Origin of the sequence: Aliivibrio sp. 1S128, assembly GCF_001691065.1 — a bacterium.
In the GTDB taxonomy this organism is placed as follows: Bacteria; Pseudomonadota; Gammaproteobacteria; order Enterobacterales; family Vibrionaceae; genus Aliivibrio.
This window is the reverse complement of the sequence record NZ_MAJV01000141.1, coordinates 1-1,771: the sequence shown is the minus strand read 5'-3', so window position 1 is coordinate 1,771 and position 1,771 is coordinate 1. Positions and strand designations below refer to the sequence as shown.

Genomic DNA, 1,771 nt, shown 5'->3' with positions numbered 1-1,771 from the left:
ACCTCATAAAAATGACCATTTGGATAGAATTCTTTTAAAGTATTAAAAATATCATCTACATTATCTTTATTACAAAAAATACTATCCAATGACAAAAACAACGTTGAGTTTGGTGTGATATCAATATAATTTTCTTTGTTTGCTTTAAATATCGCGGACTCATCAAAATACAACGTTTCAAACATCATAGGTTTTAATTTAAAGTTAACCAATTTGAATGAGAGTAACGCACTCGCCCCTGCTCCAATGAACGCCATGGGACCAACAAAAACAACTGCAATCAAACATACAACGACCCCCACTCGACCTATCATTCGTATGCATTGATATGCATACTCTGGTACCACATCTGCCTGCTCGGTTACTATTCCATTTTTAGTGAACTTGTAAATCCGTTTTATATCGGCTGATGCAAAAAAAATTAAAAATAGTGTCATTATGGTTCCACCACCACCAAATATAATGGCTTCACCTGCGTCTATTCCATCATCACTAAAATCATATAAAAACCAAAGCATCACACTGAAAAAACCGGCTGCCGCAAAATACCCCAAATATTGATGCTCTATGGTTTCATACTCATAAAGCACTTCTTCGTTGTATAAGGCCATTCTCATGGTTTCTATTTTATCGTTATTGTCTATGTCTTTATGAGTTAGCATGATTGATGCTCAGATTCTCAGAGGATTCAAATGGACCGTTGGTATAAATATCATCAGGATGTTTGATTATTTTATAGTGACTTTTTTTAATCACCTGAAGTAATTGTTTTTTTATTTCATCTCTATCTTCAAGAAAATAATACAAGCTATAGCATGAATCATATATATTATGTGGATGACTTATTATTGAAAAAGTATTTTCTTTTTGAATATCAAATACAGTATATTCATCTACGAAATATACAAAAGAACTGCGAGGTACTGATTTAAAACCAATCATTTTAAATGACAGTAATGCACAAGCTCCTGCCCCAACAAATGCCATAGGTCCTATTGTAGTGACAGCAAAAAAACTTACCGCCACACCAAACCAAGCAAAACCTCTCATCACTTTATAGGCCATTTCAGGAATTATCTGCTCTGTTGTAAAGTGAATACCTTTTTTCGTTAGAAAATAATGATGCTGATTATCTGCCAGAAATAAATAACGCGATACTAATGCCATAGCTATGCCCATTAGCAATAATGGAATTATCGCCTCACTTTCTTTAATAAGTAAATATAGACCTCCATAAACAATTAATGACGAGCCAATAGCAATCATCCAGCGCAAAGCATAACTAGCCCTATCACACCTTATAGCTTCCCATTGATAAATAATTGGTAATTCATGAAGCTCACGCTCAAGTTCTAATTCATTGTCTTTATTATGCATTATTTAACGTATCCTTTACAACTTCACGTCAATCCTGAACCATTGGATGTAAGAACTCTTTATATTTATAATGGGAATAAATATCATCTTCTTCCTCTACCTCATAAAAATGACCATTTGGATAAAAATCCCTCAAGATATTGAAAATATCATTTGCATTTTTTTTATTGCAAAAAATACCATCCAATGACAGTAATAATTGAGCATTTGGAACTATCGTTATATAGTTTATTTTTGATGATTTAATTATCACTGACTCATCAAAATACAACGTTTCAAACATCATAGGTTTTAATTTAAAGTTAACCAATTTGAATGAAAGTAACGCACTCGCCCCTGCTCCAATGAACGCCATGGGACCAACAAAAACAACTGCAATCAAACATACAACGAC

General features: G+C 33.1%; 2 protein-coding genes and 1 pseudogene. All 3 read right to left on the bottom strand.

The genetic code is table 11. The features are described 5' to 3' along the window. Positions 1-662 (bottom strand): hypothetical protein (locus A6E03_RS18185; protein WP_065601452.1); only part of this gene is annotated, 662 nt, incomplete at its 3' end. After that, positions 649-1,377, bottom strand: a complete 729-nt coding sequence (locus A6E03_RS18180) for a hypothetical protein (RefSeq protein ID WP_065601451.1) — start codon at positions 1,375-1,377, stop codon at positions 649-651. The genes A6E03_RS18185 and A6E03_RS18180, both read right to left, overlap by 14 nt. Positions 1,378-1,405: 28 nt before the next feature. Further along, positions 1,406-1,771 (bottom strand): annotated as a pseudogene (locus A6E03_RS18175) (hypothetical protein); the annotation flags it as partial.

Excerpts from the sequence above, each read along its gene's own strand:
- A6E03_RS18180 (WP_065601451.1), bottom strand. The coding sequence starts at position 1,377 with ATGCATAATAAAGACAATGAATTAGAACTTGAGCGTGAGCTTCATGAA.